Source organism: Streptomyces sp. NPDC001536 (assembly GCF_042894505.1).
Classification (GTDB): domain Bacteria; phylum Actinomycetota; class Actinomycetes; order Streptomycetales; family Streptomycetaceae; genus Streptomyces.
Genome location: NZ_JBIAVQ010000005.1, coordinates 316,249 through 340,247, shown reverse-complemented (window position 1 = coordinate 340,247; position 23,999 = coordinate 316,249). Strand labels below are relative to the sequence as shown.

Annotated in this window: 21 protein-coding genes and 1 tRNA gene; 11 read left to right on the top strand and 11 right to left on the bottom strand. The window is 69.2% G+C overall.

Features of this window, described 5'->3' with window-relative positions; translation table 11 throughout:
* Positions 1–35: 35 nt before the first annotated feature.
* Complete coding sequence (locus ACFY0U_RS17040) at positions 36–206, top strand: hypothetical protein (RefSeq protein ID WP_388635955.1); 171 nt, start codon at positions 36–38, stop codon at positions 204–206.
* On the opposite strand, the gene ACFY0U_RS17035 is transcribed toward ACFY0U_RS17040, so the two are convergent.
* A complete protein-coding gene (locus tag ACFY0U_RS17035; protein WP_388635953.1) occupies positions 193–1,932 on the bottom strand; it encodes a beta-galactosidase family protein in 1,740 nt (579 codons plus the stop codon). The genes ACFY0U_RS17040 and ACFY0U_RS17035 overlap by 14 nt on opposite strands.
* A gap of 96 nt (positions 1,933–2,028) precedes the next feature.
* Here ACFY0U_RS17035 and ACFY0U_RS17030 point away from each other — a divergent pair, with 96 nt between their 5' ends.
* The 7 genes from ACFY0U_RS17030 to ACFY0U_RS17000 all read left to right on the top strand — a co-directional run bounded on the left by ACFY0U_RS17030 (position 2,029) and on the right by ACFY0U_RS17000 (position 10,464).
* Positions 2,029–2,904, top strand: a complete 876-nt coding sequence (locus ACFY0U_RS17030; protein WP_388636267.1) for a helix-turn-helix domain-containing protein — start codon at positions 2,029–2,031, stop codon at positions 2,902–2,904.
* Positions 2,905–2,981: 77 nt separating this feature from the next.
* Positions 2,982–3,332 carry a chorismate mutase gene (locus ACFY0U_RS17025; protein ID WP_388635951.1) on the top strand — a complete coding sequence of 117 codons (351 nt, stop codon included), beginning with the start codon at positions 2,982–2,984 and terminating at the stop codon, positions 3,330–3,332.
* A gap of 140 nt (positions 3,333–3,472) precedes the next feature.
* Entirely contained in the window at positions 3,473–4,024 is a 552-nt protein-coding gene (locus ACFY0U_RS17020) for a two-component system response regulator (RefSeq protein ID WP_388635949.1), read from the top strand.
* 56 nt (positions 4,025–4,080) lie between these two features.
* Positions 4,081–6,573, top strand: coding sequence for an aminopeptidase N (gene pepN, locus ACFY0U_RS17015; protein WP_388635947.1), 2,493 nt, complete (start codon positions 4,081–4,083; stop codon positions 6,571–6,573).
* A 119-nt stretch (positions 6,574–6,692) separates the two neighbouring features.
* Positions 6,693–7,511, top strand: a complete 819-nt coding sequence (locus ACFY0U_RS17010) for an NAD(P)H-binding protein (RefSeq protein WP_388635945.1) — start codon at positions 6,693–6,695, stop codon at positions 7,509–7,511.
* A 125-nt stretch (positions 7,512–7,636) separates the two neighbouring features.
* Complete coding sequence (locus ACFY0U_RS17005; protein WP_388635943.1) at positions 7,637–9,058, top strand: pyridoxal phosphate-dependent decarboxylase family protein; 1,422 nt, start codon at positions 7,637–7,639, stop codon at positions 9,056–9,058.
* A complete protein-coding gene (locus ACFY0U_RS17000; protein ID WP_388635941.1) occupies positions 9,055–10,464 on the top strand; it encodes a lysine N(6)-hydroxylase/L-ornithine N(5)-oxygenase family protein in 1,410 nt (469 codons plus the stop codon). The genes ACFY0U_RS17005 and ACFY0U_RS17000 overlap by 4 nt, the downstream gene beginning before the upstream one ends.
* Before the next feature lie 69 nt (positions 10,465–10,533).
* On the opposite strand, the gene ACFY0U_RS16995 is transcribed toward ACFY0U_RS17000, so the two are convergent.
* A complete protein-coding gene (locus ACFY0U_RS16995; protein ID WP_388635939.1) occupies positions 10,534–12,339 on the bottom strand; it encodes a bifunctional metallophosphatase/5'-nucleotidase in 1,806 nt (601 codons plus the stop codon).
* Positions 12,340–12,489: 150 nt separating this feature from the next.
* On the opposite strand from ACFY0U_RS16995, the gene ACFY0U_RS16990 reads away from it, so the two are divergent.
* On the top strand, positions 12,490–13,209 hold the full coding sequence (locus ACFY0U_RS16990) for an SIMPL domain-containing protein (protein WP_388635937.1): 720 nt from the start codon (positions 12,490–12,492) through the stop codon (positions 13,207–13,209).
* Between the two features lie 145 nt (positions 13,210–13,354).
* A complete protein-coding gene (pyk, locus tag ACFY0U_RS16985; RefSeq protein ID WP_388635935.1) occupies positions 13,355–14,785 on the top strand; it encodes a pyruvate kinase in 1,431 nt (476 codons plus the stop codon).
* Positions 14,786–14,792: 7 nt separating this feature from the next.
* Here the strand turns inward: pyk and ACFY0U_RS16980 are convergent, their stop codons facing one another.
* Both ACFY0U_RS16980 and ACFY0U_RS16975 read right to left on the bottom strand, forming a co-directional pair.
* Positions 14,793–15,539: a transcriptional regulator gene (locus tag ACFY0U_RS16980; protein ID WP_388635933.1), complete on the bottom strand. Its 747-nt coding sequence runs from the start codon at positions 15,537–15,539 to the stop codon at positions 14,793–14,795.
* A gap of 106 nt (positions 15,540–15,645) precedes the next feature.
* Positions 15,646–15,720: transfer RNA gene (locus ACFY0U_RS16975), tRNA-Leu, on the bottom strand.
* Positions 15,721–15,820: 100 nt separating this feature from the next.
* Here ACFY0U_RS16975 and ACFY0U_RS16970 point away from each other — a divergent pair.
* Positions 15,821–16,477 carry an ANTAR domain-containing response regulator gene (locus ACFY0U_RS16970; RefSeq protein WP_266893796.1) on the top strand — a complete coding sequence of 219 codons (657 nt, stop codon included), beginning with the start codon at positions 15,821–15,823 and terminating at the stop codon, positions 16,475–16,477.
* A gap of 80 nt (positions 16,478–16,557) precedes the next feature.
* On the opposite strand, the gene ACFY0U_RS16965 is transcribed toward ACFY0U_RS16970, so the two are convergent.
* The 7 genes from ACFY0U_RS16965 to ACFY0U_RS16935 all read right to left on the bottom strand — a co-directional run bounded on the left by ACFY0U_RS16965 (position 16,558) and on the right by ACFY0U_RS16935 (position 23,974).
* Positions 16,558–17,274 carry an ABC transporter ATP-binding protein gene (locus ACFY0U_RS16965; RefSeq protein WP_388635931.1) on the bottom strand — a complete coding sequence of 239 codons (717 nt, stop codon included), beginning with the start codon at positions 17,272–17,274 and terminating at the stop codon, positions 16,558–16,560.
* Positions 17,271–18,158 (bottom strand): ABC transporter ATP-binding protein, encoded by an 888-nt coding sequence (locus tag ACFY0U_RS16960; RefSeq protein ID WP_388635929.1) that lies wholly within the window; start codon positions 18,156–18,158, stop codon positions 17,271–17,273. Before ACFY0U_RS16960 ends, ACFY0U_RS16965 begins: the two co-directional genes overlap by 4 nt.
* Before the next feature lie 3 nt (positions 18,159–18,161).
* Positions 18,162–19,988 (bottom strand): branched-chain amino acid ABC transporter permease, encoded by a 1,827-nt coding sequence (locus tag ACFY0U_RS16955; protein ID WP_388635927.1) that lies wholly within the window; start codon positions 19,986–19,988, stop codon positions 18,162–18,164.
* A gap of 5 nt (positions 19,989–19,993) precedes the next feature.
* Positions 19,994–20,926 (bottom strand): branched-chain amino acid ABC transporter permease, encoded by a 933-nt coding sequence (locus tag ACFY0U_RS16950; protein WP_388635925.1) that lies wholly within the window; start codon positions 20,924–20,926, stop codon positions 19,994–19,996.
* A gap of 140 nt (positions 20,927–21,066) precedes the next feature.
* The gene (locus ACFY0U_RS16945; protein ID WP_388635923.1) at positions 21,067–22,296 is read right to left on the bottom strand and encodes a branched-chain amino acid ABC transporter substrate-binding protein; all 1,230 of its coding nucleotides are present in this window, start codon (positions 22,294–22,296) and stop codon (positions 21,067–21,069) included.
* A gap of 290 nt (positions 22,297–22,586) precedes the next feature.
* Positions 22,587–23,198 (bottom strand): Tat pathway signal sequence domain protein, encoded by a 612-nt coding sequence (locus ACFY0U_RS16940; protein WP_388635921.1) that lies wholly within the window; start codon positions 23,196–23,198, stop codon positions 22,587–22,589.
* A 287-nt stretch (positions 23,199–23,485) separates the two neighbouring features.
* Entirely contained in the window at positions 23,486–23,974 is a 489-nt protein-coding gene (locus tag ACFY0U_RS16935; RefSeq protein ID WP_388635919.1) for a PaaI family thioesterase, read from the bottom strand.
* Positions 23,975–23,999 lie beyond the last annotated feature (25 nt).

The window sequence follows — 23,999 nt, the reverse complement described above, 5'->3', positions numbered from 1 at the left end:
CCCCGGCGGGCGGCCGCCCTGGCACACTCCCGGCCGTGACCATGGAACCCGGAACGTCCCTCCAGGTCGGCGGCAAGGACGACGCCCTGGAGCAGCGCCGGACCCGGCTCATGGGCGCCGCCGAGGAGGCCGTGCGGCGGGGCCGCACCGAGGGCGTACCCGGCGGTCACCAGGACGTGCACCCGCACAAGGTCATCGGCGCCTGAGAAGCGGCGCCCGGGACGCCTCCTCGCACTCCAGCACCCAGACGTCGTTCAGGCCCTCCCGCAGCACCGGGCCGGGCACGTACAGCGCCTGCTGCGGGCCCGCGGACCAGTAGCGGCCCAGGTTGAAGCCGTTGACCCACACGAACCCCCGTGTCCAGCCCGGCAGTTCGAGCAGCGCGTCCCCCGCGCCCCGCACGGTGAGCGTGCCCCGGTAGAGACCCGGGGCGCCTTGTTCGGGAAGCGGAAGCGGCCGGAAAGCGACCCCGCCGACGTCCTCCAGCGCGTCCAGCCGCAGCCCACGCGCGCGTACCCCGTGCAGAAACTGCCGCTCGTGCAGCAGCCCCCCGGTGATCCCCTTCGCCTCCCCGGTCCGCGGCCCGTAGTTGACGCGTCCCAGGGACTCCACCCACAGCTCCACGCGCGCGTGCCCGGCCACGGGCTCCTTCAGCCGCTCGACCTCCTCGGTGAGCACCCCGGCCCGCTCCCCGTCGACGTACACCACCGCCAGATCCCGCACCCCGCGCGCGATCAGCGGATAGGGCTGCCGAGGCCCCGGGACGGTCACCTCGTAGCGCACCAGCCCCCGGTCCACGTCGAGTTCCTCGAAGGTCGGCGGGACGGGGGAGAGGGTCTCCGGGCCGCCGAGTGTCTCCAGTACGTCACTCAGGGGCGCCCAGCCGGTGAGCGCCACCTCGGCGGGGGCGCTCAACTGTGGCGGTTGCACCGGTAGTTCGGGAAGCGGGCCGTCCGCGTACTCGGCGAGGACCTCGCGGAAGCGCCAGAACTTGTCCGTGGGGAAGCCGAATTCGTCGATCGGCGCGTCATAGTCGTACGACGTCACATCCGGCTCCAGCACACCGTCGTGCAGATCGCCCCCGCCCCGGTTCGCGCCCGACCAGCCCGCGAAGCTCGTCCCGCCGTGCGCCATGTAGAGGTTCACGGAGGCCCCGCACTCCAGGATCTCCCGCAGGGCCGCCGCCGCGTCCCCCGGATCCCGTACGACATGCTCGGCGCCCCAGTGGTCGAACCAGCCGCACCAGAACTCCATGCACATCAGCGGCCCGTCGGGGCGGTGCCGGCGCAGTGTCTCGAAGGCCGTGCGCGCGTGGGAGCCGAAGTTGACCGTGGCGAGGACACCGGGGAGCGAGCCGCCGGTCAGCATGTGGTCCTCGGGGCCGTCGGAGGTGAACAGCGGGACCGTGACGCCCTCGGCGACGAGGAGTTCCGCGAGCCGGCGCAGATACTCCGCGTCCGAGCCGTAACTGCCGTACTCGTTCTCCACCTGCACCATCAGCACCGGACCGCCGCGGTCGATCTGCCGGGCCACCACCTGGGGCAGCAGCCGCCGGAACCAGCGCTCCACGTGCGCCAGATACTCCGCGTCACTCGTACGCGGCCGCCCCGTCAGCCAGTGCGGCAGCCCGCCGTTCTCCCACTCCGCGCAGATGTACGGCCCCGGCCGCACGATCGCCCACAGCCCCGCCTCCCGCGCCGCGTCCAGGAAACGGCCGAGGGCCTCCACATCGTCGTAGGAACCCGGCCGCCGCTCGTGGAAATTCCACGGGACGTACGTCTCCACGCAGTTCAGGCCCATCGCCCGCAGCATCGCCAGCCGGTGCCCCCACTGCGCCTCGTGCACCCGGAAGTAGTGCAACGCGCCGGACAGCAGCCGCACCGGCCGCCCGTCCAGCAGAAAGTCCTCTTCCCCCACCGTGAACTCGCTCATACGCCCCACCCTCACCTCTGGCGCAGGTCAGGGTCCATGGACAAAGATCGGCGCCACTTGGACCGAAGGGAGGACCCGTTGACGTACCACACCTGGATGCGGTTCCTCACGCCCGGCCCCGCCCACCACCGCCTCGGCCTCGTCTGCCTCGGCGTGGGCCTCCAGTACGGCGCCCTGCCCACCGTCGGCCCCCGCACCCTCGACCACCATGTCGCCGTCGTCATCAGCACCGGCGGCGGGTGGTACGAGGATCCGCGCGGCCGCCGTACGACCGTCACCGCGCCCGCCCTGCTGTGGCTCACCCCCGGCGTCCCCCACCACTACGCACCCGACCCCGACACCGGCTGGGACGAGGGCTTCGTCGACTTCACCGGGCCCGCCACCGCCACCTACACCGAACTCGGCTACATCGAACCCGACCGGCCCGTCGTCCCCCTGACCGACGCCACCGGACCCCGCGCCGTCATCGGCCGCATGGCCCGCGCCGCCCGCCGCGACAACCCCCTCCTGGAGGTCGAGACCGGCGCCGCCGTCCACGAACTCCTCGTCGCCCTGCGCCGCGCCCGCGCCGACCTCACCCCCGACGGCCACCAGGTCCTCAAGGCACTCGCCCGCGACGCCTTCACCCCCATGTCCGTCGCCGACCACGCCGCCCGGCACGGCATGACCCTCGCCGAACTGCGCACCGCCGTGCGCCGCGGCGCCGGATGCAGCCCCAAGGACTACCTCCTCGGCATCCGCCTCGGCCGCGCCAAGGAACTCCTCGCCGCCACCGAACTCCCCGTCGCCGCCGTCGCCCGCCGCGTCGGCTACGACGACCCCGCCTACTTCTCCCGCCTGTTCACCCGCCGCGTCGGCACCCCGCCCGTCCGCTTCCGCGCCCAGCAGGGCCGCACCGTCCCCGGCGGCTGGAGCGACCAGGTCCCCGACCCCGACGATCCACCCAGGATCCCCGGCACCGACACCACGTAGGGGCCGTCCGCACGGACCGGGGCCGATCGCGGACACCTCGACGGCGTCCCCGCAGCCGCCCCGTAGGGTGGTCGCCCATGACCACCAGCAACAACGGAACCGGTGACGTGGACCCCGCCGTGCGCGAGGAGCTCGCCCGGCTGCGCGACAGCATCGACAACATCGACGCCGCCGTCGTCCACATGCTCGCCGAACGCTTCAAGGCCACCCAGCAAGTCGGCCACCTCAAGGCCCAGCACCAGCTGCCGCCCGCCGACCCGGCCCGCGAGGCCCGCCAGATCGAACGGCTGCGCACCCTCGCCGAGAACGCCAAGCTCGACCCGGCCTTTGCTGAGAAGTTCCTCAATTTCATCATCGCCGAAGTGATCCGCCACCACGAGCGCATCGCCGAGGACGCCGTCAACGGCACCACCCCACAAGGGAGCTGACCTCGGCCGACGCCGAAAGGGAGTGACAGCCGGGCCCGCGAGAGGCATGCTGCGCTGTGCACTCCTTGTCAGCTGGCGAGCACGCCCCGTCAGCTTCTCGGACATAAGCTGGTTGTCCCACGCGGGAGGGACGTCGGGCCATGCCGTCGGATGCCAAGATCCTCATCGTCGACGACCACGAGGACACGCTGTACGCCCTGGAGAGCGCCCTCGCCCCGCTGGGGTACCGGCTCAGCCGCGCCACCAGCGGCGACGAGGCACTCAAGCAGGTGCTCCGCGGACAGGTCGGCCTGCTCCTCCTCGACGTCCGCATGCCCGGCGTCAGCGGCCTCGACGTCGTGCGCTACATGCGCCGCCTGGAACAGACCCAGCACATCCCCGTCGTCCTGCTCACCGGCTTCGGACCCGACCACGAACTCACCTCCACCGCCTTCGGGCTCGGCGTCGCCGACCTGATCATGAAACCCATCGACCCCTGGGCCCTGCGCACCAAGGTCCGCTACCTCTACGACACCCACCGCCGCCAGCTCGCCCTGGTGGAGGAGATCCGCGAACTGCGCGCCCTCGTCAAGGGCCACGGCGAAGCCCCCGGCCGCCCCCCACGCCCCGCCCTGCCCCACCCGGACACCCGAGTCCCGCCCCAACGCGCAGAAGGGGCGCACAACCCCAGTCTCGAACAGGACCGGACATAGGCCGCGTACCGATCCGCCCCTGTGCCCGACCGGTCCCATCAGGCAGCATGTCCTGCATGTCCGTACTGACGCGCGACGAAGCGCAGACCCGAGCCAAGCTCCTCGACGTCCACCGGTACACGATCGACCTCGATCTCACCACCGGCGACGACACCTTCGACTCCCGCACCGTCATCCGCTTCACCGCGCGCACGGACGGCGACACCTTCGTCGAGCTCAAGCCCGCACAGCTGCGCTCCGTCACCCTCGACGGACAGCCCCTCGACCCGGAGAACCTGGACGGCGACCGGCTGCCCCTGAAGGACCTCACCGCCGGCGAACACGAACTCCGCATCGACGCAAGCATGCGCTACTCCCGCACCGGCGAGGGCATGCACCGCTTCACCGACCCCACCGACGACGAGACCTACCTCTACACCAACCTCTGCATGGACGACGCCCCGCGCGTCTTCGCCGCCTTCGACCAGCCCGACCTCAAGGCCGTCTTCGAGCTGACCGTCAAGGCCCCGCAGAACTGGACCGTCCTCGCCAACGGCATCGCCGAACACCTCGGCGACGGCCACTGGCAGACCGCACCCACCCCGCTCATCTCCACCTACCTCGTCGCGGTCGCCGCCGGCCCCTACCACTCCGTCACCACCGAACACCGCGGCCTGCCCTTCGGCCTGCACTGCCGCCGCTCCCTGGCCCCCTACCTCGACGCCGACGCCGACGAGCTGTTCGAGGTCACCAAGCAGTGCTACGACCGCTACCACGAGAAGTTCGAGGAGCCCTACCCCTTCGACTCCTACGACCAGGCGTTCGTCCCCGAGTTCAACGCCGGCGCCATGGAGAACCCCGGACTGGTCACCTTCCGCGACGAGTTCGTCTTCCGCTCCGCCGTCACCGACACCGAACGCCAGACCCGCGCCATGGTCATCGCCCACGAGATGGCCCACATGTGGTTCGGCGACCTCGTCACCCTGCGCTGGTGGGACGACATCTGGCTCAACGAGTCCTTCGCCGAGTACATGGGCTACCAGACCTGCGCCGAAGCCACCCGCTTCGCCGACACCTGGACCGACTTCGGCGTCGCCCGCAAGGCCTGGGGCTACGAGGCCGACCAACGCCCCTCCACCCACCCCGTCGCCCCCGACCCCGAGCTGGTGCCCGACACCGCCTCCGCCATGCTCAACTTCGACGGCATCTCCTACGCCAAGGGCGCCTCCGCACTACGACAACTGGTGGCCTGGCTCGGCGAGAAGGACTTCCACGCCGGCATCAACACCCACTTCGCCCGCCACAAGTTCGCCAACGCCACCCTCGCCGACTTCATCGACTCCCTCGCCGGCAGCACCGAACGCGACGTCCACGCCTGGGCGCAGACCTGGCTGGGCACCACCGGCGTCGACATCCTCAGGCCCCAGGTCACCCGCGGCGACGAAGGCACCTACACCCTCCAGGTCGAACAGACCGGCAGCCGCCCGCACCGCATCGCCGTCGGCCTCTACGACCTCGACGTCGCCGACGAGGGCCGCCACCTCGTCCTGCGCGAACGCCTCGACCTCGACATCCCGCAGAGCGCACCCCTGCCCATCGGCAAGCGCCCCGCCCTCCTGCTCCTCAACGACGGCGACCTCAGCTACGCCAAGGTCCGCTTCGACGCCGACTCCTTCGACACCGTCCGCGCGAGCCTGTCCGGCCTGCCCGACCCGCTCACCCGCGCCGTCGTCTGGAACGCCCTGCGCGACGCGGTCCGCGACGGCGAACTGGCGCCCACCGCCTACCTGGAGGCCGCCCGCACCCACCTCCCGCACGAGACCGACCTCGCTCTCGTCCAGGGCGTCCTCGCCTTCGCCTCCGTCCAGGTCGCCGGCCGCTACGTGACGCCCGAGGAGCGCCCCGCCGCCCTCGCCACCCTCACCTCCCTGTGCCGCGACCTCCTGCGCCGCACCGAGGACGGCGACAACCCCGGCCTGCGCCTGACCGCCGTACGCCACTTCATCGACGCCGCCGCCCACCCCGACACCATCGCCGCCTGGCTCGCCGACGGCACCGTCCCCGGCGGCCCCGAACTCGACCCCGAACTGCGCTGGCGCGTCCTCGCCCGCCTCGCCGTCCTCGACGCCACCGACGAGACCGCCATCGCCGCCGAACTGGAACGCGACCCGTCCGCCACCGGCCAGGAGGGCGCCACCCGCTGCCGCGCCGCCCTGCCCGACGCCGACGCCAAACGCACCGCGTGGGAGGCCATGTTCGCCCACGACGACCTGTCCAACTACCTGTTCGTCGCCACCGCCCAGGGCTTCTGGCAGCCCGAACAGGCCGAACTCCTCCACGAGTACGTCCCGCGCTACTTCGAGGACGCCGTCGCCCTCGCCGCCCGCCGCGGACCCGCCATCGCCGACGCCGCCGGCCGCTACGCGTTCCCCGCCCACGCCGTCGACGCCGACACCCTCGGCCACGGCGAACGGTGCCTGCGCAACGCCGAGCCCATCCCGGCCCTGCGCCGCAAGCTCGCCGACCAACTCGACGACCTGGCGCGCGCGTTGCGGGTGAGGGAGGCGTAAGGCGCGAGACCTAGGACCTCAGACGTAGGCCACGGTTGCTCCCGGGAGACGACGCGGGAAGGTGATCGTCCGCAATAGGCTACGGACAGTCAAGGACGATCAACTCTGGGAGACAGAACGTGATCTTAGTAACCGGCGCCACCGGAAACGTCGGCCGAGCCCTCGTCGACCGCCTCCTCGCCGCAGACCGACCCGTACGCGCCCTCACCCGCGACCCGCAGCGGGCCGCACTGCCCGACGGGGTGGAGGTCACCCGCCTCCACCCCGACGAGTCCGCCTTCGCGGGCGCCACCAAACTCTTCCTCTACGTCCAGGCGACCGACCCCGACCTCCTCGCCGCCGCCCGCCGAGCCGGCGTCCGGCACGTCGTGCTCCTGTCCGCCGGATACGTCAAGGAGGACGCCGACGACAACAACCCCCTGCGGATCATGCACGACAACGCCGAACGCGCCATCCGCGACAGCGGCCTGGAATGGACCTTCCTGCGCCCCCACGCCTTCGCCCTCAACGCCCTCCAGTGGGCCGACCAGATCCACACCGGCGACACCGTCCGCGGCGTCTTCGCCGACGCCATGAGCGCCCCCATCCACGAGGACGACATCGCCGCCGTCGCCCAGCACGCCCTCCTCGACGTCGGCCACGAAGGCGCCGCCCACATCCTCACCGGGCCCGCGGCGACCAGCAACGCCGACCAGATCACCGCCATCGGCCGGGCCCTCGGACGCGACCTGACCTACGTCGAGGTCCCGCCGGAGCAGGCCGCCACCGAACTGTTCCCCCACCTGCCGCCGCACCTCCTCCAGTTCCTGCTGAAGAGCTGGGCCGCCACCGTCGGCACCGCCCCGGAGATCACCGACACCGTCGAGAAGATCACCGGAACCCCGGCCCGCACCTTCGAGCAGTGGGCCCAGGACCACGCCGAACACCTCCGGGGCTGACCTCCAACACGTTTTCCCCGCACGGAAGTACCCCCTTTCGGGTCTGAATCGTTGAACCTTTCGGGCGCGCCCACGCAACCGCGTACAAGCTGGAACTCCCTCTGCCGGCGCCCCGGAGGACCACCATGAGCACCCCGCCCCTGGCCTCAGGCCCCGAAGGCCCCCGCGCCCTGCGCCCGTTGCTCACCACCGTCCTCGACGCCCTGAGGGACGGCGCGAGAGAGCGCGGGGGACCCCTGCCGGCAGGAGGCCCCGAGGCGGTCGCGGAACGAGTACGGGCCGCCGTGGGCGACGTACTCCCCGACGAGGGCGACCCGGAGGCCCTACGGCACCTGGTACGGGCCTTGGCGGAAGGCTCAGCCGATCCCGCGGACCCTTTGTGCGCCGCCCACCTGCACTGCCCACCCCTCGCGGTAGCGGCGGCAGCGGACCTGGCGGCATCAGTCCTGAACCCGTCCCTGGACTCCTGGGACCAGGCGCCGGCGGCGTCAGAGCTGGAGTCACTCCTGACACGGGCACTGGCAAACGAGGTCTACGTCGACGCACCCCGGGGCGCGGGGAACTGCGCGACAAGCCCCCACCGGCGCGCACCCGACAACGCACCCGACGCCCTGGTGACAACCGGCGGCACCGAATCGAACCAACTGGCCCTTCTCCTCGCCCGAGAAACCCTGGGCGCCGGCACCCGCCTGATCTGCGGAGCCAACACCCACCACTCCCTGCCCCGAGCCGCCTGGCTCCTGGGCCTGCCGGAACCCGTGATCGTCCCCGCCCCCGCAGGCACCCTCGACCCCGCCGACCTGGACGCCGCACTCACCGACCTCCCCGGCCCCCACCTCGTCACCGCCACCGCAGGAACCACCGACGCAGGCCTCATCGACCCCCTCCCCGAGATCGCCGCGGTCTGCCAAACCCACGGCGCCCGCCTGCACATCGACGCCGCCTACGGCGGGGGACTCCTCTTCAGCACCCGGCACCGAGACAAGCTCACCGGCCTGAGCGCCGCAGCCACCGTCACACTCGACCTGCACAAACTCGGCTGGCAACCGGTCGCCGCAGGCATCCTCGCCGTACGGGACGCCCGCGACCTCACCGCACTCCACCAGCGCGCCGACTACCTCAACGCCGACGACGACACCGAAGCCGGCCTCCCCGACGTCCTCGGCCGCTCCCTGCGCACCAGCCGCCGCCCCGACGCCCTCAAGACCGCCGTCACCCTGAAAACCCTCGGCCGCACCGGACTCGGCCACCTCGTCGACCAAGTCTGCGCACGGGCAACCGAGTTCGCCCGACTCGTCCAGAGCCACCCCGGGTTCGAACTCCACGCCCCGCCCACCATCAGCACGGTCCTGTTCCGGCCGGTCCACGCCACCGACGACGACATCGCCGCCGTACGCCGACAACTCCTCACCGACGGCCGCGCCGTCCTCGGCCGGGCCCGCCTCGACGGCCGGCTCTGGCTCAAGGCCACCCTCCTCAACCCCCACACCCGGCCCGAAGACCTGGCCGCACTCCTGAAAGCCGTGGAAGGAACCACCCGCAGATGACCCCCACACCGCCCCAAGAGCCCGCCGCACCCCGCGACCTCGTCGGCATCGGCATCGGCCCCTTCAACCTCTCCCTCGCCGCCCTCGCCCACCCCCTCGCCGAACTCGACACCGTCTTCTACGAACAACGCCCCGCCTTCGACTGGCACCCCGGCCTCCTCATCGACGGCGCCAGAATCCAAGTCCCCTTCCTCGCCGACCTGGTCACCCTCGCCGACCCCGCCAGCCCCTGGACCTTCCTCAACTACCTCAAGAGCCGCGAGAGGCTCTTCCCCTTCTACTTCGCCGAGCGCTTCCACATCCAGCGCGCCGAATACGACGCCTACTGCCGCTGGGTCGCCGAGAACCTCCCCGGACTCCACTTCGGCCACCAGGTCGACGCCGTCCGCTGGAACCCCGAACGCGACCTCTTCGAAGTCGACTTCACCCAGCTCGACACCGACGGACAAGCCGAAGCCCTCGGCCGGACGTACACGAAGAACATCGTCCTCGGCGTCGGCACCGAGCCCTACATCCCCGAACCCCTCAAACCCCTCGTCGAGGCCACCGGCGTGCCCGTCATCCACGCCGCCGACTACCTCGCCCACCGCGACGCCTTCCAACGCGCCGACCACGTCACCGTCGTCGGCACCGGACAGTCCGGCGCCGAGATCTTCCTCGACCTGCTCCGCACCCGCCCCGCGGGCCGCGAAGGCCTCCACTGGCTCGGCCGCACCGAGGCCTTCGCCCCCATGGAGTACTCCAAGCTCGGCCTGGAACACTTCACCCCCGACTACACCCGCTACTTCCACGCCCTCCCCGAAGCCGAACGCGACCGCCTCGTCACCGCCCAATGGCAGCTCCACAAAGGCATCGACGCCGACACCATCGCCGCCATCCACGACGAGCTCTACCAGCGCACCCTGCACGGCGGCTGGCCCGACACCGTCCTCACCCCCGGCGTCCGCGTCCGCACCGCCGGACGCGTCGCCACCACCAAGGTCGAACTCCACCTCGAACACACCGAGCAGAACACCCGCTCCCGCCTCACCACCGACGCCGTCGTCCTCGCCACCGGCTACCGCGAACGCCCCCTGGACCGCATCCTCGCCGGACTCGACCCCTACCTGCGCCGCGACAGCCGCGAACGCCCCCGCGTCGACGAACAGTTCCGCCTCGTCCTGGACCCCTCCGTCACCGGCACCCTCTACGTCCAGAACGCCGAACGCCACACCCACGGCGTCGGCACCCCCGACCTCGGCCTCGCCGCCTGGCGCAGCGCCACCATCCTCAACTCCCTGACGGGAAAGACCCCTTACCCCCTCCCCGCCCGAACGGCCTTCACCACCTTCGGCCTCGACCAGCAACCCCAGATCCCGGCCGCCCGACAGGCACAGGCACTCACCCCGCTCGTCGAAGGACGCTAGGAGACCGCGCACGACAACGGCGCCGACGTGAAAGCCTCGCCGGCGCCGTGACGTAACTCTGCTGGCCCCTTAGAAGACCGGCGTACCGTTCCGCGTCAGCTTCCAGTCCACCGACGCGAAGTCGGCCGGGTTCAGCACACCCTTCGCCGTCACCCACTCCGCGATCCGCGTACGGATCTCCGTCGACTCCGCCCACAACTCCTGCGCCGACGCCACATGCGGGAACGCACCGCCACCGTTGGCACGGTAGTTGTTCACCGCGAACACGAACCGCTGCGCGTCATCCAGCGCCGCACCGTTGTAGGTCACGTTCTTGATCCGCGAACCCGCCGCCTGCGCGATGTCGATCTCGTACGACAGCCCCGACACATAGTCGTAGTTGTAGTCCGGACGGCCGTTCGCGTTCGTCAGCTTCTCCACGTCCACCGCCGCGTCCGCCGCGGTCTGCACGAAGTACTGCGCCGAGTACTCCAGGTACGCCTTGATCTGCGCACCCGTCAGCAACTTCGCGACCAGCGTGTTGTCGAACACATACAGGCTGGACAGATCCCGGATCGTCACATCGCCCGCCGGGATCTCCGACGTACGGGAGAACGGCGAGGCCTGCGAGATCACCGGCAGCGCGGCGTACTCGGTGCCCGCCAGCGCCGCCCTGACCACGTCCTCCTGGACCCTCGTGATCAGGTCGATGATCGGGGCGTCCTTGTAGCGGGCCTCGACCGTCGTCAGCGTCTCCGTCGCCGTACCGACGACCTGGTTGACGTACTCCACCACGATGTCGTGGTCGTCCTTCAGCAGCTTCGTGATCTTCGGGTCGTCCGCGACCGTCTTCGAGTCACGCACCGTCGCCTTCACCGACTCGACCGTCCAGCGGCCCTTCGAGAAGACCAGCTCGAAGTCGAAGAGGGACAGACGCTGCGCGAAGCACAGCGGCTCCGACAGGACGACCGTCTTACCGGTCTTCTCGTTCGTGACCAGCAGCTCCGCGATCTCGGTGTGCGCGTGGCCGACGAGGATCGCGTCGATGCCCGGCACCTGCTGCGCCACCAGCGCCGCCGAGTTCTCGATGTACGGCAGCTGGTCACCGTACGACGACGTCCCGGACGAACCGGAATGCGCCGACACGACCACGATGTCCGCACCCATCGACCGCAGCTTCGGCACCCACTTCGCCGCCTGCTCCTCAAGCCCCGGGAACACCAGCTTGCCCTCGACGTACGCCTTGTCCCAGATCGCGATACCCGGGTTGGTCAGACCGAGGACGGCCACCTTCACCGGCGGGAGACCGGGCGGGCAGATCTTCTTGATGAAGTAGGGCGGGAAGGCCGGCTTCAGCGTCTTCGCGTCCAGCGCGTTCGCGCCGAGCAGCGGGAAGTGGCACTGGTCCTCGAACTTGCGCAGCGTCTCGATGCCGTAGTTGAACTCGTGGTTGCCGAGCGCCACCGCGTCATAGCCGATCGCGTTCATCGCCGCGGCCATCGGGTGGACCGGACCGCCCTTGGCGGTGATCGGGTCCACCTTCGCGTAGTAGTACGTCAGCGGCGTGCCCTGGATCGTGTCGCCCGCGTCGATGAGCAGCGTGTTGCGGCGGCCCTTCTCCGCACGGACCTGGTTGACCAGGGTCGAGACCCGGGCCAGACCCTTCGCGTTGCCCTTGGCGTCCGAGTACTCCGTGTCCTTGAAGTAGTCCCAGTTGAAGATGTTGCCGTGCAGGTCGGTCGTGCCCATCACCGTGAAGGAGTACCGCTTCGCGGGCTTTGGCCCCTTCTCGGCCTCCGCCGCCTCGGCCGCAGGAGCCCCCACGGCACCGGCCAGCGCGACGCCCGCACCGGTCACGGCGGACTTCTCCAGGAACTTCCTGCGGTTCAACGGCATGTCTCGATCTCCTCGGGGAACGGTCAACAACGCGCGTAGATTCTGACCCGCACATGCCGAGCGGCAACACCCCCTACAGGTTTCGATCTGATGACCCAACCTGTGACTTACCGAGCTGACAACACGCCAAGAAGTGACAGAGTGGGTCGTATGACCACACCAGCTGCGGACGACCCCCAACCCTTCGTGCCCTACGGCACCCCCGACGCCCCCCGCATCGCCGTCCGCGGCGAAGCCCGCCTCGAAGTCGACCCCGAGATCGCCCGCATCGGCGTCACCATCGCCGCCCGCGGCAAAGACCGCCGCACCGCCCTCGACGACCTCACCCGCCGCAACACCACCGTCCTCGACCTCATCAAGACCTACGGCGACGCCGTCGAGAAACTCGAAACCGGCGCCTTCTCCATCACCCCCCAACTCAAGGAGAAGGGCCGCGGCGAACGCGTCCACGCCTACCACGGCCGCGTCCACGTCACCGCCGAGCTCACCGACTTCACCGCACTGGGTGAACTCACCACCCGACTGGCCGACTTGGACCTGACGCGCGTCGACGGCCCGTGGTGGGCCCTACGACCGAACTCCCCGGCCCATCGCAAGGCCCGCCAGCAGGCGGTGAAGGAAGCGGTCCAGAGGGCGCGCGAGTACGCGGAAGCCCTGGGCACCTCTCTGGCCGCCCTGGTCGAGCTCGCCGACGTCGGCGCGGAGAACGCCCAGCCCTTCGCCCCGGCCGCCCCCGGCAGCCGCATGCGCTCCATGTCCTACGCCGCAGCCGAGGACACCGCCGCCGCCCCCCTCGACCTCGAACCCCAACGCCAACACGTCTACGCCCAGGTCAACGCCCGCTTCACCATGGCGCCCCCGAAGCTGTGAAGCCCGCCGGAATTCGCACACGGGAACGCTCATCGGAGCATCCCGTCGCACAATTCAACACTTGTCAATAGCCCGTCACCCAAAGGTTGTTGAGTAGTCATCCCTCACCAAATCTCTACCCGCCGGTAAGCCCTAGGCTCGAAACATGCGCCGAGCAAAGATCGTCTGCACCCTGGGCCCCGCCACCGACTCATACGACCAGATCAAGGCACTGGTCGAAGCCGGAATGGACGTAGCCCGCTTCAACCTCAGCCACGGCGGCTACGCCGAGCACGAGGAGCGCTACCAGCGCGTCCGCAAGGCCTCCGACGAGACCGGCCACAGCGTCGGCGCCCTCGCCGACCTTCAAGGCCCGAAGATCCGCCTCGGCCGCTTCACCGAAGGCCCCGTACTCCTTGAACGCGGCGACACCTTCACCATCACCGTGGAGGAGGGCGCGGAGGGCGGCCGACAGTCCTGCGGAACGACGTACACGGGCCTGGCGGACGATGTGAGCGCGGGCGAGCGCATCCTCGTCGACGACGGCAAGGTCTGCCTGGAAGTCACCGCCGTCGACGGCCCCCGAGTCCACACGACAGTGGTCGAGGGCGGCATGGTGTCCGACAACAAGGGCCTCAACCTGCCGGGTGTGGCCGTGTCGGTGCCGGCCCTCTCCGAGAAGGACGAGGCGGACCTGCGCTGGGCCCTGCGTACGGGCTTCGACGTGATCGCGCTGTCGTTCGTCCGATCCGGCCGGGACATCGAGGACGTCCACCGCATCATGGACGAGGAAGGCCGCCGCCTCCCGGTCATCGCCAAGGTCGAGAAGCCCCAGGCCGTCGACGCCATCGAGGACATCGTCGCCGCCTTCGACGGCATCATGGTCGCCCGCGGCGACCTCGGCGTCGAGATGCCGCTGGAACAGGTCCCGATCGTCCAGAAGCGCGCGATCAAACTGGCGAAGCGCAACGCGAAGCCGGTGATCGTCGCGACGCAGATGCTCGACTCGATGATCGAGAACTCCCGCCCGACCAGGGCCGAGGCGAGCGATGTGGCGAACGCGGTCATCGACGGCACGGACGCGGTGATGCTGTCGGGGGAGACGAGCGTCGGTAAGTACGCCATCGAGACCGTCCGCACCATGGCGAAGATCGTCACCGCCGCCGAGGAGGACATCCTGGCGAAGGGCCTCCCGCCCCTGACCGAACGCAACAAACCCCGCACCCAGGGCGGTGCGGTGGCCCGCGCGGCAGCGGAAATGGGCGACTTCCTCGGAGCCAAGTTCCTGGTGGCGTTCACCCAGTCGGGAGACACGGTCCGCCGACTCTCGCGCTACCGCTCCCCGATCCCGCTGCTGGCCTTCACCCCCGAACAGGCCACCCGCTCCCAGCTGAGCCTGACCTGGGGCGTGGAAACCTTCCTCGGCCCGAGCGTCGACTCCACGGACGCGATGGTCGACCAGGTGGACGAGCTGCTCCTCAAGTACGGCCGCTGCCAGAAGGGCGACATCGTGGTCATCACGGCGGGCTCGCCGCCCGGGGTCCCCGGAGCGACGAACCTCGTCCGCGTCCACCACATCGGAGTGGACGACAAGTAGCGGCGGGTCAGTGTTTGGGGCCTACGTGGGTGTCCATGAGGGCGACTGAGGCTTTGCGGGCGATGGAGATGTTGCGGGGGTTCGCCTGTCGCCAATCGACGCCGACGTGGTCAAGAGCGGCGGTGAAGAGGCGGATGATGTCGCTGGACAGGTTGGTGAAGAAGTACCGGGGATATTCGTAGCGCTTGCGTTCACCGGCTACGAGGCGCGTCGTCCAGTTCGTGATGCGGCAGCCGTCGGAGTGGATGAGGCCGCGGATGAATTCCCAGGGGTGAGTGTCGACGATTTCCTGTTGCCAGGCTTCGAGGGTGATGAGGCGTTCGTGCTTCTTGCCGGGGCCGTGCTGGGGGAAGAGATGGGGCCAGTGTGGGTAGTAGCCAACTACTGATACGTAGCCCTGAGTCTGCACGCGGTATGCGTTGCCTGAAGGGTTGATCGAACGCATCGCGGCTTCGCAGGCGTCGATCAGCCCCGGCCATGAGTCTGCGCACGCGACACGCAGGTAGTGGCCAGAACCCCGAGGGTGGGTACTGATGCAGCCATCGCCGAGATAGAGGCCCAGTAGGTAGGAGTATGAGACCTCGTCAGTTGGTGGCCCGGGCGGCGGAACTGTCATGCGGGGCAGCGGTTCTAGCCGGACCTGCCAAGAGCGAATTGCAGCACGCGAAATGCCGGTCTCTCGGCTTACCGAGTTCAGGCTTCGGCCCTGAGCAATCAGCGTGAGTGCTCGCTTGCGCGTGCTGACGTCGTACATATGGGCACTCTGTGTGACTGATCACCGCGACACGCAGCAAAAAGCGGATGTTCACGAGAACGGGAACATCCGCTTCTTGGTGGCGACCTTCGAATCGAAGGAAAAGTGCCCCGAGTCGGACTCGAACCGACACTGTATGGGTTTTGAATCCATTGCCTGCTGCCAATTGGGCTACCGGGGCTCGCAGAATCAAAGGTTTCCCTTGACCCTCCGCGCACCCACCTTACCGCAGCTAGGTAGGCTCTTGTCAGCAGCACCCCTGCCCTGAACAAGGAGCCCCCGTGACCGCCCCCGAGTCGCCCCAGCCCGTAGACGCGCCCGACGACGACAAGTCGCACGTGCCTCCGCTGACGACCCGTGTCGTCATCGCCGAGGACGAGGCCCTCATCCGGCTCGACCTCAAAGAGATGCTGGAGGAAGAGGGCTACAACGTCGTCGGCGAGGCCGGTGACGGTGAGCAGGCCATCGAGCTCGCCCGCGAGCACAAGCCGGACCTCGTGATCCTCGACGTGAAGATGCCCAAGATGGACGGCATCTCCGCGGCCGAGAAGATCGCCGAGGAGCGCATCGCCCCCGTCCTCATGCTCACCGCCTTCTCCCAGCGCGACCTCGTCGAGCGCGCCCGCGACGCCGGTGCCATGGCGTACCTGGTGAAGCCGTTCAGCAAGAGTGACGTCGTGCCGGCGATCGAGATGGCCGTGTCCCGGTTCACCGAGCTGAAGGAGCTGGAGGCCGAGGTCGCCGACCTCACCCTGCGCCTTGAGACCCGCAAGCTGGTCGACCGGGCGAAGTCGATTCTTCAGACCGAGTACGGGCTGACGGAGCCGGCGGCGTTCCGCTGGATCCAGAAGACGTCGATGGACCGGCGTATGTCGATGCAGCAGGTGGCCGAGGCAGTCATCCAGGACGCCGATGAGAAGAAGGCCGGCAAGGGCTGACCCCCCGACCTGACAAAGCGAGAGGCCCGCGTCCCCAGCTGGGGGCGCGGGCCTCGTCGTAGAGACGAAACAGCAGGGACTCAGTCCTCGCCGAGGTACGCCTTGCGTACCGACTCGTCGTGCAGCAGGTCCTGGCCGGACCCCGACAGCACGATCTTGCCGATCTCCATCACATGGCCGTGGTCGGCCAGCGACAGTGCTGCCTGGGCGTTCTGCTCGACCAGCAGGATGGTCGTGCCCTGGGCCTTGAGCTCGGCGATGGTCGCCATGATCTTCTGCATCATGATCGGCGAGAGGCCCATGGAGGGCTCGTCCAGCATGAGCAGTTTCGGCTGGGACATGAGCGCGCGACCCATGGCGAGCATCTGCTGCTCGCCACCGGACAGGGTGCCCGCGGCCTGCTTGCGGCGTTCTCCGAGGATCGCGAAGAGGTCGTAGGCGCGCTGGATGTCTTTTTCGATGCCGGGCTTGTCGTTGCGCAGGAAGGCGCCCAGGCGGAGGTTGTCCTCGATCGTCATGCGCGGGAAGATGTGCCGCCCCTCGGGGGAGTGGGCGAGGCCGAGCGAGACGATCTGGTGGGCGGGGGTCTTCTTGAGCGACTTGCCGTCGAACTTGATCTGCCCGCCGACCGGCTTGAGCAGACCGGACAGCGTCCGAAGCGTTGTCGTCTTGCCGGCACCGTTCGTGCCGATGAGGGTGACGACCTCGCCGGCCTCGACCTTGAACGAGATGCCCTTGACGGCTTCGATCTTGCCGTAGGCGACCCGGAGGTCTTCGACTTCGAGCAGTGCGGTCATCGGTCGTTCTCCTTGCCGGGCGCGGCGTCGGTCGTGGGGGCGGCCTGTGCCTCGGCTGCCTCGACCTCCGCGACTTCTTCGTCGCCGGGGGCGTCTTCGAAGGGTTCGCCGAGGTAGGCGGCGATGACGCGCTCGTCGCCCTGGACGGTGGCGCTGTCGCCTTCGACGAGCTTTTCGCCTTGGACGAGTACGGCCACGCGGTCGCAGAGGTTGAAGATGAACCGCATGTCGTGCTCGATGACGAGGACGGCGATGCCCTGGTCGCGGATGGCGAAGACGAGTTCTTCGGTGGCTCGCGTTTCCTGGGGGTTCATGCCGGCCGTGGGCTCGTCGAGGAGCAGCAGGCCCGGTTCGCTCGCCAGCGCTCGTGCGATCTCCAGCTTGCGCTGTTCGCCGTAGGGCAGGTTCCGTGCGAGGTGTTCGGCCTTCTTGTCCAGGCCGACGAACTCCAGGAGTTCCATGGCGCGTTCGCGGGAGGCCTTTTCGGCGCGGTGGAAGCCGGGGCCGCGCAGGAGGGCGGACCAGAGGCCTTCCTTGGTGCGGGTGTGGCGCCCGACGAGCACGTTTTCCAGGACCGTCATGTTGGCGAACAGGCGGATGTTCTGGAAGGTGCGGGCGATGCCTGCGGCGGTGACCTTGAAGGACTTGGGCGGCAGGACATTGCCCTGGTAGCGGACTTCGCCCTCGGTGGGGATGTAGAGGCCCGTCAGGCAGTTGAAGAAGGTTGTCTTGCCCGCGCCGTTGGGGCCGATGAGTCCGACGATCTCGCCGCTGTTGACGGTGAGGTCGACGTTGCGTACGGCGGTGAGGCCGCCGAAGCGCATGGTGACGCCGCGGGCGTCCAGGACGGTCGTCCCGGTGACGGTGGTGGTGTCGGTGGTCATGTGTCAGGCCCCTGCCTTGCCGAGGACTGTGGGCGCTTCGGCCTCTTCGTGGAATTCGAGCTGGCGGCGCCGGTTGGGGATGAGGCCCTCGGGGCGGAAGCGCATCAGGAGGATGAGGGCGACACCGAAGGCGAAGAGCTGGTAGTTGGCCATGAACTGGAGCTTGGCCGGGATGAGGTAGAGCAGTGAGGCGCCGACGAGGGGGCCTGCGATGGTGCCCATGCCGCCGAGGACGACGGCGGCGAGGAGGAACGCCGAGTTGGGCGGTACGGGTCCGGCGAACTGGTACTGCTCGGGGGTCACGGTGTAGGTGACGTGGGCCTGGACGGTGCCGGCGAGGCCGGCGAGGGTGGCGCCGAGTGCGAAGGCGATGAGCTTGACGCGGAAGCCGTTGATGCCCATGGCGAGGGCGGCTGTCTCGTCTTCGCGGATGGCGATCCAGGCGCGGCCGATGCGGGAGTCGCTGCTGCGGCGGAAGACCACGACGACGATCAGTGTGATGAGCAGCATCAGCAGGAAGTAGTTGGCGAAGCGCGCGATGCTGAAGCCGGCGATGTCGTGGGTCTGGCCGAAGTCGAAGCCGAGGATGTTGAGGTTCGGGATCGAGGCGATGCCGTTGGAGCCGTTGGTGACGTCGGGTCCTGAGGTGCCGTCCATGTTGAGGACGGTGATGCGGAAGATCTCTCCGAAGCCGAGGGTCACGATGGCGAGGTAGTCGCCGCGCAGTCGCAGGGTGGGGGCGCCGATGAGGACGCCGAAGACCATGGCGACGGCCGCGCCGAGGAGGGCGGAGGCCCAGAAGGGCCACTGGACGCCGAGCGGTGAGGTGGGGGAGCCGGAGACCAGGGCCGCGGTGTAGGCGCCGACGCCGAGGAAGGCGACGTATCCGAGGTCGAGGAGGCCGGCGAGGCCGACGACGATGTTCAGGCCGAGGGCGACGGTGGCGAAGATGAGGATGTAGACGCCGAGGGTCGCGTAGCGGTCGTCGGACTGGGTGAAGGGGAAGGCCGCGGCGGCGACGAACGCACCGATCATGGTGACGTTGCGGTGCTTCGCGGTGATCCCCGAGACCCGGGCCACGAGCCCGGCCTTGGTGACGGCGGCGAAGAGGAAGCCGACGGTGATGAGGAAGCCGATGAAGAGTTCGTCGTACTCGGTGCCGATGCCGTAGGTGAAGACGGTGAGGCCGAGGCCGAGGGCGACGACGATGATCAGGATCTCGGCGTATGCGGGGAGCTGGGGTGCCTTGCCGGGGGTGCCGGAGGCGATGGACGCCTTGAAGACGGACCAGCTGTGGCGTCCGCTGTGCTTGAACTGCTCCCAGCCGGTGTCGTCCGGGTCGATGGGGTCGGGTTCCGGGCGGGTGAAGGGCAGGGAGAACGCGCCGATGACGGCGGCGAGGGTGGCGATGGCGACGATGTAGCCGCCGGGTTCGAGGTTGACGACGCCGCCGAGGTTGACGCTGATCGCGAGGACCGTGTACCAGGCGGTGGCGAAGGTGCCGAGCGCGGCGAGTTTGACGGCGCTGTCGGCGCCGGCGGGTGTGAGCCAGCGCAGGCCCTTGATGCCGTAGGAGGCGAGGGCGAAGAGCGTGGTGAGGGCGCCGCCGATGAGGACGAGGACCTGGAGGCCGCCGGGGTAGCCGTAGACGGTGAGGTCGCCGGGGAATTCGGAGGTCCAGGTCCAGGCCAGGAAGGTGGAGACGATGGTGAGGGCGCCGCCGGCGGTGGCGAGGGCGCGGCCGATGTTCTCGGGGAGGCCGATGAGGCCGGTGGCGTTGCCGTCCTTGCTGACGGGGGCGCTGGGGGTTTCGGTGGTCTGTGTGGTCATCGGTGTCACGCCCTGTCAGCGACGCGCTCGCCGAGCAGGCCCTGGGGCCTGAACAGGAGTACGAGGATGAGGAGTACGAAGGCCCAGACGTTGGCCCAGGACTGGCCGCCGAGCTTGTCGAAGCCGGGGACGTCGGCGATGTAGGCGGTGGCGAGCGTCTCGGCGAGGCCGAGGACGACGCCGCCGATCATGGCGCCGTAGATGTTGCCGATGCCGCCGAGGACGGCCGCGGTGAAGGCCTTGAGGCCGAGGATGAAGCCCATCATGAAGTCGACCTGGCCGTACTTGAGGCCGTAGGCGACGGATCCGACGGCGGCGAAGGCGGCGCCGAGGGCGAAGGCGATCACGATGATGCGGTCGGTGTTGACACCCATGAGCTTGGCGGTGTCGGGGTCCTGGGCGGTGGCCTGCATGCCGCGTCCGGTGCGGGTGCGCATCACGAAGTAGGCGAGGATGCCCATGCTGATGGGGGCGGCGACGAACAGGAAGATGTCACCGGTCTGGATGGTGACGCTGCCGATCTCGAAGGGGCCGCCGCCGATCTCGGGGAACTTGATGGGCGACTTCGCGTCGGGGTACCAGGCCCAGACCGCCTGCTGGAGGGCCAGGGAGAGGCCGATGGCGGTGATGAGGGGGGCGAGGCGTGGTGCGGTGCGCAGGGGGCGGTAGGCGAACCGTTCCGCTCCTACGGCGACGGTGACCGAGACGATGATGGCGCCCATGAGCATCAGGGGCAGGGCGATCGCCATCGAGGTGCCGTCGGGCAGTACGTACAGGTAGACGGTGACGGCACCGAATCCACCGGTCATGAAGATCTCGCCGTGGGCGAAGTTGATGAGCTGGACGATGCCGTAGACCATTGTGTAGCCGATGGCGACGAGCCCGTACATTGCTCCTAGTAGCAGGCCGTTGACCAGCTGCTGCGGCAGTTCGTTCACCGCATGTCCTCCGAGACTTCGGATGTTCGACGAATGTGTGGCCGGGTGTGTGGCCGAGTTGAGGCCGGATGCGAGTCCGCGCGGGGCGCCAGTGGAACAGCGCCCCGCGCGGCTCGATCAAGTGGTGCTGCGGGTCTCTATCAGCCTGTGTAGGTGCCGGACTTGACGGCCTTCCAGGCGCCGTTCTCGACGGCGTAGACGGTGAGCTGCTTGTTGGTGGCGTCACCGTACTCGTCGAAGGAGACCTTGCCGGTCACACCGTCGAAGGAGACGTTCTGGACGGCGGCGGTGATCTTGGCGCGGGCGTCGGACGGGAGCTTGCCGTCGTTCTCCTCGACGACCTTCTTCACGGCCAGGATGATCGCCCAGGCGGCGTCGTAGGAGTAACCGCCGTAGGCCGCGTACTCCTCCTTGTAGCCGCCGGCCTTGTAGTCGGCGACGAACTGCTTGGCGGAGGGGAGCTCCTCGACGGGGGCGCCGACGGAGGTGGCGAGGTCACCGGCGCTGTCGGCACCGGCCAGCTCGATGAAGGTCGGGTCGAAGATGCCGTCACCGCCGACGAGCGGGACCTTGGCGCCTGCGGCCTTGATCTGCTTGCTGAGCGGGCCGGCCTGCGGGTACTCGCCGCCGTAGTAGACGACGTCCGCGCCGGAGGACTTCACCTGGGTGGCGACGGCGGAGAAGTCCTTGGTGGTGGGGTCGATGTGCTGGGTGCCGACGACCTTGCCGCCGAGCTTCTTGAACTCCGCGGTGAAGGTGGCGGCGAGACCGGCGCCGTAGGTCTTCTTGTCGTCGATGACGAAGACCTTGGTCTTCTTGGCGTCGTTGTAGACGTACTGCGCGGCGAACGGGCCCTGGATGGCGTCCGTGGTCGCGGTGCGGAAGTACGACTTGTAGGTGCGGACCTTCTTGTTCTGCCAGTCGGCGCCCTGGGTGAGGCCCGGGCCGGTGTTGGCCGGGGAGATCTCGACGAGGCCGGCGTCGTCGAAGACCTTCTGCATGGATTCGGCGACGGAGGAGTTCAGCGGGCCGACGACGCCCATGACGTCCTTCTCGCCGACCAGGGTGGAGGCGTTGGCCTGGCCCGAGGAGGGCTGGGCCTGGTCGTCGAGGGCCTTGATCTCGAAGGTGACGCCGTCGACGAGCTTCTGCTTGTTGGCGGTCTTCGCGGCGAGGTCGACGGAGTTCTTGATGCCGAGGCCGAGGGCGGACAGGTCACCCGTCAGCGGGGCGTCGACGCCTATGACGACCTTGGTGCCACCGCTTCCGGAGTCCGAGCCGCCGTCGTCGTCGCGCGAGCCGCAGGCGGTGAGGGTGAGTGCTCCCGCCGCCAGCGCGGCGGTGATGGTGATGAGCGAACGTTGACGCACGATTCGTCCTTTCATGGCGCGGCGCTCCCCCCTGGAAGCGGCCGAGTCGTTGCGCGGGGTGCCTGACGTGACAATCCAGTGGCGCGGTGACTGGCCGTGACTCTAAGCGGGTGTGGGGATCGTGGAGGAGGGTCCGGGCCAGGCTGTGACGCTCTTGTTATGACACGTCGTAATGCAGAGCGGTACTGAGTGGGTGGAACAGTGGAATTCAGGCTGATTCGCCCGGTCCGCATAGTGAGAACCCGCAGGACCCGACCTGGGTGGTTCAGGCGTCTCAGGGGTTTTGGTAATTACCCAGAACTGTTGCTGCAGGCGACTTGTAGGGCCTCCGAGAGCTGCTGCGCATAGCGCTGTCCGAGGATGAAACTGTGAACTTCTATTGCGCGCGTATTACGTAGAGTTACGTCAAGGAAAGGGAGCCCGGCGTTCCACGGCACTTTCCTGCATTGCGTCACGTGCATGGTGACGATGATCTTGCGGCTGGAGCCCGCCGTCGTGCGAAATGGGGCCGGCGGGGTCGATTTCACGGACAGACCGGCGTACGGCTGGGAGATCCGGGTCACGGTGACCGGGGGTCCCGCCAGCACGGTCAGCTCCACCCCGAGGCTGAAGCTCCGCCTCGGCGCACCCTCCGGCGTCGGCTCCCAGCTCAGGTAGTGCACATCGGTGACCTGTGAGGGGTACGGCGGTGGGAGGGCCGCCGGCGGCTGCGGGCGGGTGGCGTAGAGATAGCCGCCGCCCGCGATGACAACGGCGCAGGTGAAGACGCCGAGGACGGCACGCCGGTGCCTGCCGTACAGCTCGACGAGCCGCCCTCGCGGACGGCGGGGGAGCGGCGGCGCGTCGAGAACGTCCCACGCGTGCGTGCCTTCACCGGGCTCGACGGGGCCAACGCCGCTCACTGGCGGGGCCTTTCGCCTGCGTCGGGCAGGGGCCTTGCGTCGGCGGTCGGCGTGAGCCTTGCGTCGACGGCTGGTTGGGCCGCCCCGCCCCGGAGCTTCGGGGTTCCTCCCGTTCTCATACCTTGACGCTAGGCCTTGCGGGGTGGGTCGGGCCAGAGTCCGTTGGGCCTGGGGCGAGTTGGGCCTGGGGCTGTCGGGTTGCGGAGCCACGCGCTGCGGGACCTGCTGAGCGGCAGAGCGGCAGGACCACGGGGGCCGGGGTGGCCCCAAGCCGGGGCCCCGCGGGGTCAGTTGGCCGCCACGATGTGGGCCACGTCGCCGGGGTTCACGTCCCGCAGGAGACACGTCAGCCGTGCGCTGCACACGCGCCGGCCCTCCTCGTCGCTGATCACGATCTCGTACGTCGCCGTCGACCGTCCCCGGTGCACGGGGGTGGCGACGCCGGTCACCAGCCCGGAGCGCGCCCCGCGGTGGTGGGTGCAGTTGAGGTCGACGCCCACGGCGATCTTGGAGCTGCCGCCGTGCAGCATCGAGCCGACGGAGCCGAGCGTCTCGGCGAGGACCGCGGAGGCGCCGCCGTGCAGCAGTCCGTACGGCTGGGTGTTGCCCTCCACCGGCATCGTCCCGACGACCCGGTCCGCGGACGCCTCCACGATCTGCACGCCCATGCGCGCGCCGAGGTGCCCCGCGGAGAACAGCGCCGGCAGGTCGACACCGAGCGCGGCGTACTCGTCGATGACCTCTTGCGGGAACTTCACATGCTGCTGCTCGCCCATGGGGCCCGGCTCCGTTTCGTCGGGA

Excerpts from the sequence above, each read along its gene's own strand:
- ACFY0U_RS17035 (WP_388635953.1), bottom strand. The coding sequence starts at position 1,932 with ATGAGCGAGTTCACGGTGGGGGAAGAGGACTTTCTGCTGGACGGGCGG.
- ACFY0U_RS17030 (WP_388636267.1), top strand. The coding sequence starts at position 2,029 with ATGCGGTTCCTCACGCCCGGCCCCGCCCACCACCGCCTCGGCCTCGTC.
- ACFY0U_RS17025 (WP_388635951.1), top strand. The coding sequence starts at position 2,982 with ATGACCACCAGCAACAACGGAACCGGTGACGTGGACCCCGCCGTGCGC.
- ACFY0U_RS17020 (WP_388635949.1), top strand. The coding sequence starts at position 3,473 with ATGCCGTCGGATGCCAAGATCCTCATCGTCGACGACCACGAGGACACG.
- pepN (WP_388635947.1), top strand. The coding sequence starts at position 4,081 with ATGTCCGTACTGACGCGCGACGAAGCGCAGACCCGAGCCAAGCTCCTC.
- ACFY0U_RS17005 (WP_388635943.1), top strand. The coding sequence starts at position 7,637 with ATGAGCACCCCGCCCCTGGCCTCAGGCCCCGAAGGCCCCCGCGCCCTG.
- ACFY0U_RS17000 (WP_388635941.1), top strand. The coding sequence starts at position 9,055 with ATGACCCCCACACCGCCCCAAGAGCCCGCCGCACCCCGCGACCTCGTC.
- ACFY0U_RS16995 (WP_388635939.1), bottom strand. The coding sequence starts at position 12,339 with ATGCCGTTGAACCGCAGGAAGTTCCTGGAGAAGTCCGCCGTGACCGGT.
- ACFY0U_RS16990 (WP_388635937.1), top strand. The coding sequence starts at position 12,490 with ATGACCACACCAGCTGCGGACGACCCCCAACCCTTCGTGCCCTACGGC.
- pyk (WP_388635935.1), top strand. The coding sequence starts at position 13,355 with ATGCGCCGAGCAAAGATCGTCTGCACCCTGGGCCCCGCCACCGACTCA.
- ACFY0U_RS16980 (WP_388635933.1), bottom strand. The coding sequence starts at position 15,539 with ATGTACGACGTCAGCACGCGCAAGCGAGCACTCACGCTGATTGCTCAG.
- ACFY0U_RS16965 (WP_388635931.1), bottom strand. The coding sequence starts at position 17,274 with ATGACCGCACTGCTCGAAGTCGAAGACCTCCGGGTCGCCTACGGCAAG.
- ACFY0U_RS16960 (WP_388635929.1), bottom strand. The coding sequence starts at position 18,158 with ATGACCACCGACACCACCACCGTCACCGGGACGACCGTCCTGGACGCC.
- ACFY0U_RS16955 (WP_388635927.1), bottom strand. The coding sequence starts at position 19,988 with ATGACCACACAGACCACCGAAACCCCCAGCGCCCCCGTCAGCAAGGAC.
- ACFY0U_RS16935 (WP_388635919.1), bottom strand. The coding sequence starts at position 23,974 with ATGGGCGAGCAGCAGCATGTGAAGTTCCCGCAAGAGGTCATCGACGAG.